This window comes from Allobosea sp. P1_B10, from assembly GCF_056406735.1.
In genome coordinates this window covers 1-6344 of record NZ_JBFTZP010000033.1, presented here as the reverse complement: position 1 = coordinate 6344, position 6344 = coordinate 1, and the positions used below count along the sequence as shown (strand labels likewise).

Genomic DNA, 6344 nt, shown 5'->3' with positions numbered 1-6344 from the left:
GACCGGAACCGCAAGAACATCGCCGTCCACGTTTCTCTTTCTGTCTTCAATTTTCAAACAGCGGCATCAAGAGACAGACAATCCACCGATCGCTCGGCTAGGACGCCTAAATTCTCAGAGAAGCAGTAGTAGGCGGCGGCGCCAGCGGCGCTGCCGTCTCGATGGCCGGGTTATAGGGGCAACCAACCGATCACGTCAACAGCCCTTTTTGCGATTCATTCAAATTCATTTTCGGGACAGGCCCGACAAGGCTCTTGGTGCTCACCCTGCCCTAGTGATGAATTCGCGAATGAGAGCGCCGGCGTGTTGGGTCAGGAGCGACTCCGGACGGAACAGCAGTCCAGCGACCGACAATGCCGCGTGCTCCACGGCGAGGACCTCCCCCGCCTCGCTCCGAGCGGTCACCCGCAACGGCTCCCGAACCCCGCCGGATGCGACGACGTAGCGGTGGTAGCAGCCAACCGAGAACGGCTCGGTCGCTCCGGGCAGCATCCATGAGGCGCCGGCCGACGGTACGGCCAGGGCGCGATCGCCGTGGCGCGGCGCTTGCGACAGCGTGGCCTCCGCTCCGAAAACCTGCGCGAGCGCGACCATGCCATGCCCCAATGCGAGGACCGGGCGGCCTTCTGCCAGGAGCTGGGTGATCGCATCGCGTGCATCGGCAAGGCCACGGTCCGAGAGATCGGGCGCCACGATATAGGCGCCGTCCTGCGTGAGCCCGCCTGCCCCGGCAACCAACGGCCGCCGAACGACCTGGCCACCTGCCGTCTCCAACAGCACCTGCAACGACTGCGCAAAAGGCTCTCCTCCCAGGATCGTCACCGCGAGCGGGATCGCGGCCGGGGTTGGCCTTGCCGCGCAGGCTGGCTCGCGCGACTGCGCGGCCTGTTGCGCTGCCATGTCGAGCGTTCGCAGCAGCGCGCTCGCCTTTGTCTGGGTCTCGCGCTCTTCGTCCTCGGGATCCGACGAATGCAGGATCGTCGCGCCGACCGCGATCTCGGCGACGCCGCCTGCAAGCCGCATGGAACGCAGGACAATCCCCGTGTCGAGACGACCATCGAAGCCGAGGCGGCCGATGGCGCCGCCATACCAGCGACGCGGAGCGCCCTCATTGGCGTCGATGAAGGCGATAGCCTCCTGCCGCGGCGCGCCGGTCAGCGTCACGGCCCAGACATGCGCGCGAAAAGCGTCGATGGCATCGCGATCGGGACGGAGCTGGCCCTCGACGTGATCGACGGTATGCAGGAGATGCGAGTAGGTCTCGATCTGACGGCGCCCTAGCAGGCGGACCGAACCGGGGACGCAGAGCCCCGCCTTGTCGTCACGATCAATATCCGTGCACATCGTCAGCTCGGCGGCAGCCTTCGATGAATTGAGCAGTTCGAGCGCGCGCTCGGCATCGATCAGCGCGTCGCCTCCGCGGCGGACCGTACCGGAAATCGGGCAGCTTTCGACGCGGCTGCCATCGACGCGGACGAACATCTCGGGCGAGGCCCCGACCAGCGCCTCGCTTCCCAGGTTCGCCAGGAATTCGTAGGGGCTCGGATTGATGCGGTCGAGCAGGCGGAAGAGCGCATCGGGCCCCGCCTTGGTCTCGCGCCTGAATGTCTGCGCAAGGACGACTTCGAAGAGCTCGCCCGAGCGACAGGCTTCGACCGCCTGGCGGACCATATCGGCATAGGAGCGGGAGGCCGCAGGCGTGCCGGCCGGCGCACCGGGCGGCTCGGCCTCGGCTCCGGCGCGCGGCAAGCCGTGCGTCGATGATAGGCCCAGCGTAAAATCATAGGCGATCACTCTCGCCTGCCCGGTCTCGGGATGATCGGCCGCGACGATCAGGTCCGGCAGATAGAGCACCATGTCCTCGTGCCCCGCTCCGCGCGCGGCGTCGCGTTGCAACTGCAGGGTATGGAAAGCCATGTCGAAACCGAAGGGCCCGAACAGGCCGAGATGCGCGTCGCTCGAGCCGAAGGCGGAGACGAGGCTGCGCAGGGTCTCGAAGACCGTTTCGCTCGTGGCGAGCCGGCCGGTGATCGCGTCAGGGACGACCGTGAGATCGGCGATCCCTCCGTCGGAAAACGCCTTGGCGATGGCCGGCAGCAGTACGGCGCCCCGCGCATTCAGGGCGCGACACGACAGAACGTCCGCCCGCAACGCGATTCGGATCGGCGGGTCAACGAAACCGATCCACGCCGGGCGATAGCGGCCGGGGAAGGTGAAATTGCAGCGCAGCAGCAGTCCCTGTCGCGTGCCAAGTGCGTCGATCAACGCGTCGAGGCTCTGGGTTGCGTTGGCGAGCGTCTCGCTGCGCGTCACGACAAGGCCGGATGGGGTAGCGAAGCTGTGAGTCACGTCGATGATGTCCGCTGATAGTCGAGATGCCGCTCCAGGCGGGCGGCGACCCGGGAGAGGCCGAAGCAGATGGTGAAGAAGAACAGTCCGGCGAAGAGATAGGCCTCGGCCGAATAGCCGTTCCATTTGGGGTCGGCGATGGTGAGCTGGACGACGCCGAGGAGGTCGAACACTCCGACGACGAGCACCAGGGTGGAATCCTTCAGGATCTGGATGAAGGTGCTGACGATGTTCGGCAGCGCGGCGCGCACGACCTGCGGCAGCACGACAAGGCCAAGGCAGCTCCAGTAGCCGAGCCCGAGCGACCGGGCCGCCTCGCCCTGCCCCGGCGGGATCGTACGCAATGCGCCGCGGATCACCTCAGCCATGTAGGCGGCCGCATAGAGGCACAGCCCTACCACGACGCGCGTGAACAGGCCGATCGCCTCCCCGCCGGGAAGGAAGAGCGGCAGCAGAACGACCGCCATGAACAAAATCGCCAGCAGCGGGACGCCCCGGATGACCTCGACGGTAATGTTTGCCAGTCCGCGCCACAGCGGGCTCGCAGCCTCGCGCCCGAGCGCCAGGATAATTCCAGCCGGCAACGAGGTGACCATGGCGGTGATCGAGAGGAGGACCGTCACGAACAGGCCGCCCCACTGGTCGGTCTCGACCGGGGAGAGGCCGAGCACCCCGCCTACCGCAAGCGCGAAGGCCGCCGAAATCCCGAAACCGGCGCCCGCGACCAGCCAAATCGCCCGCCGGCGCAACCCCGGGACCAGCGGCAGGGCAAGCCAGCCGAGCATCAGCACAAAGCCGAGATTCAAGCGCCAACGTTCGGGCGCGGGATAGAAGCCATAGATGAACTGGGGCAGCCGCTCGCGAATGAACAGCCAGCAGGCGCCGCCGGCGTTGCATGTGGCAGCTTCGCCCCAGGGCGGCGTGGCGTCGAGAACCGCCCAATGCAGCAGCCTCGGTCCAAGGAGAAAGCCGACTGCCAGGATGGCGACAAGGAGGACGATTGTCCCCGGGCGCCACGACCTCTGCGCGCGCGACGCAGGCGGGGGAGAGGCCACGGTCATGGACATGAGGGGGGACCGTCGTTCGTCATCGCGGAGCGCCGCAGCGATGGACAAGCGCGGAAATCGCCAGGCTGATCACGAGATAAACCGCCATCGTGATCCCGATGACCTCGACGGCCTGACCGGTCTGGTTGAGCGTGGTCTTGCCGAAGACCTGCATCAGATCTGGGAAGCCCACGGCGGCTGCGAGCGACGACGCCTTCACGACGTTGACGAACTGGTTGCCGAGCGCAGGCAGGGCCGCCCGGATCGCCTGCGGCAGAATGATCAACCGCAATGTCGGCAGCCGGCGCAGGCCCAGCGACTGAGCCGCTTCCCACTGGCTTGCAGGCACGGCGACGAAGCCGCTGCGAAACGCCTCGCCGATGAACGCCGCGGCATAGATCGCCAATGCGCAGACCAGTGCCGCAAATTCCGGCGGCAGCGTCAGGCCGCCCGTGACATTGAAACCGCGCTGCCGCGGCAGGTCCCAGTCGGCACCGAGACAGGCGCCGAGAAGCAGGCACAGCGCTCCTGCCGATGCGGCGAGCCCGAGCGCTCGGGGCGAAACGCCGAGCGGCTGCGCAAGCCGCCGGGACAGAAGTGCGACCAGCCCCAGCGCGGCGCCGGCCACCAGGCAACCGAGGGTGGCCCCCGCGAAGCCCGGTGTTGCGACCACGATCCCGCGATTGTTGATCAGGGCGAAGCCGGCAACATGAATCGACTGGCGGACAGGTGGCAAGGCACTGAAAACCATGCCGTACCAGACCAGGAGCTGCAGCAGCAGCGGCGTATTCCGCACGAGCTCGGTCACGGTCGTGGCCATACTGCGCAAGAGCGCGTCGCCGGAGAGACGGGCGACGGCAAGGGCAAGCCCGAATATGGTCGCCAGCCCGATTGCCAGCGCGGACACAAAAAGTGTGTTCAAGAGCCCGACAAGGAAGGCCCTGGCATAGCTCTTCGTCGCGTCGAACGGGATAAGCCCGAAACCGATGTCGAACCCGGCCGTATCCCAGAGAAACCCGAAGCCCGCGTGAATACCGCGGGCTTGCAGGGTCAGGATCGCCAGGACAGACAGCAAGGCGACGACGCAGCCGGTCCCCACATAGACGGCATACTCGACCGCACGGCCGCGCAGGAGGCTCTTGCTCCCGCCTTGATAACCTACGGCCATTGCTCGAGGTCCGCTAAGCCCAGTCGTCCGTCACTGGAATGACGGAGAGAACAGCAATCCACCATTGCTCCACAGGCGGTTCAGGCTGTTTTCGCGCGGGATCACGACAGCGGCCTTGGGGCCGAGATTGCGCTCGTACATCTCGCCGTAATTGCCCACGGCCTTGATCACCCGTGCAGCCCATTCCTTGTCGAGCCCGAGCAGTTTGCCCAGCTCGCCATCGGAGCCGAGCAGGCGGCGAACTTCGGGATCCGTCGCGCTCTTGGCGAGTTCATCGACCTTGGCTGCCGTGACGCCGTGTTCCTCGCCTGCGATGAGGGCATTGAGGGTCCAGCGCACGAGGTTCGCCCAAGCGTCGTCGCCCTGGCGCACGACCGGGCCGTTAGCGGCCTTCGAGATCGTCTCGGGCAGGATGATATGCGCGTTCGGATCCTTCATCTTGCCGAGCCGGGCCGACAATGTGGACTTGTCGGTGGTGACCGCATCGCAGCGCTCTGCCTCGTAGGCGGCGATGACCTGGTCGGCCTGCTCGAAGACCACGGGCTTGTACGTCATGCTGTGCTGCCGGAAATAGTCCGCCAGGTTGCGTTCCGTCGTCGTTCCGGTCTGGGTGCAGATGGTTGCGCCGTCGAGATCGCGGGCGGTCTTGATCCCCGCCGATTTGCGGACGACGAAGCCCTGGCCGTCGAAGAACGTCACTCCGGGGAAGTTGAGCCCGAGCCCGGCCTCTCGCGACATGTTCCAGGTCACGGAGCGGGACAGGATGTCGACCTGGCCCGATTGCAACTGGGCAAAGCGCGCGGCGGGGGTCGCCGGCAGGAACTTGACCTTGTCGGGGTCACCCAGGACGGCAGTCGCGACGGCGCGGCAGAAATCCACGTCGAGTCCACTCCAGCGGCCGGCGGCGTCCGCGGCGAAGAAGCCTGCGAAGCTCTCGCCAACGCCGCAATTGAGCGTGCCGCGGGCCTTGACCGTGTCGAACGTGGCCGCCTGGGCGCTGCTCAGCGCCGGGACGACAAGAAGAGCCGCAGCGATGGCAAGTTTACGTAGTCCCATGGCAAGAATCCTGAATGCTCGAGGCAGAGGCGTACCTGTAGGCAGCTGATTCCGGCGATGCAAGCCATGTTGGAAGCGGCGCGGCCTGCCGGGGAACACAGGGCTTTTCCGCGTCGACAACTTCGTTGGCATTCACTCGAGCGCATCCGGCCGGAGGAGCGGCAGCCATCATGGAGAGACGAGTACCATGATGCCAAGACCCAGAACGACGTTTAAAGACGCGATGCAGCCGATGACTGCACGCCACAGGGCGGCGATTGATCGCGCATAGCCGATTTCGGCCGAGCAAAATGCGAAGTCTTGCCACGACTCGTCTTCGGTTCTGGGAAGACGTGGATTTCGTGCCAGCAAGTTCCGATGTGCCAGTACGGCGCGCTCCGGCCTGCGAGCGTCGACAGTTTCGGTGTCGCTGGCATGCGCCGGCGTAGGTCGGTGCGCCCTACGCAAAAGGGTCGGATACGATCGGGCGGCAGCTTTCGAAAAGTCTGACGCAATCTTGCCCCATTAGCACAAAACCCCCGCGGGCTTTCGCCGAGCGGGGGTTTTGTGTGTGTTTTGTGATTTGGTTGCGGGGGCCAGATTTGAACTGACGACCTTCAGGTTATGAGCCTGACGAGCTACCGGGCTGCTCCACCCCGCGATATGGCGCCGGTTTTGTGCCGGGCTTTGAACGGCAACGCGGCGCTGGAGCTTTCGCTCCAACGCCGCGCGCTGTCTATCATATG

The 6344-nt window shown here is 65.8% G+C and carries 4 protein-coding genes and 1 tRNA gene; all 5 read right to left on the bottom strand.

Annotated elements, in window-relative coordinates; genetic code table 11:
* Positions 1-261: 261 nt before the first annotated feature.
* The 5 genes from AC1D2L_RS25665 to AC1D2L_RS25645 all read right to left on the bottom strand — a co-directional run bounded on the left by AC1D2L_RS25665 (position 262) and on the right by AC1D2L_RS25645 (position 6259).
* A complete protein-coding gene (locus AC1D2L_RS25665) occupies positions 262-2349 on the bottom strand; it encodes a chorismate-binding protein (RefSeq protein ID WP_476848721.1) in 2088 nt (695 codons plus the stop codon).
* Positions 2346-3416 (bottom strand): amino acid ABC transporter permease, encoded by a 1071-nt coding sequence (locus AC1D2L_RS25660; protein WP_476848720.1) that lies wholly within the window; start codon positions 3414-3416, stop codon positions 2346-2348. Before AC1D2L_RS25660 ends, AC1D2L_RS25665 begins: the two co-directional genes overlap by 4 nt.
* Before the next feature lie 19 nt (positions 3417-3435).
* A complete protein-coding gene (locus AC1D2L_RS25655) occupies positions 3436-4563 on the bottom strand; it encodes an amino acid ABC transporter permease (protein WP_476848719.1) in 1128 nt (375 codons plus the stop codon).
* A gap of 30 nt (positions 4564-4593) precedes the next feature.
* On the bottom strand, positions 4594-5619 hold the full coding sequence (locus AC1D2L_RS25650) for an amino acid ABC transporter substrate-binding protein (protein WP_476848718.1): 1026 nt from the start codon (positions 5617-5619) through the stop codon (positions 4594-4596).
* Between the two features lie 563 nt (positions 5620-6182).
* Positions 6183-6259, bottom strand: a tRNA-Met gene (locus AC1D2L_RS25645).
* Positions 6260-6344: the final 85 nt, after the last annotated feature.

What these genes read in the sequence shown, in the direction of transcription:
- AC1D2L_RS25660 (WP_476848720.1), bottom strand. Translation starts at nt 3,416, where the DNA reads ATGTCCATGACCGTGGCCTCTCCCCCGCCTGCGTCGCGCGCGCAGAGG.
- AC1D2L_RS25650 (WP_476848718.1), bottom strand. Translation starts at nt 5,619, where the DNA reads ATGGGACTACGTAAACTTGCCATCGCTGCGGCTCTTCTTGTCGTCCCG.
- AC1D2L_RS25655 (WP_476848719.1), bottom strand. Translation starts at nt 4,563, where the DNA reads ATGGCCGTAGGTTATCAAGGCGGGAGCAAGAGCCTCCTGCGCGGCCGT.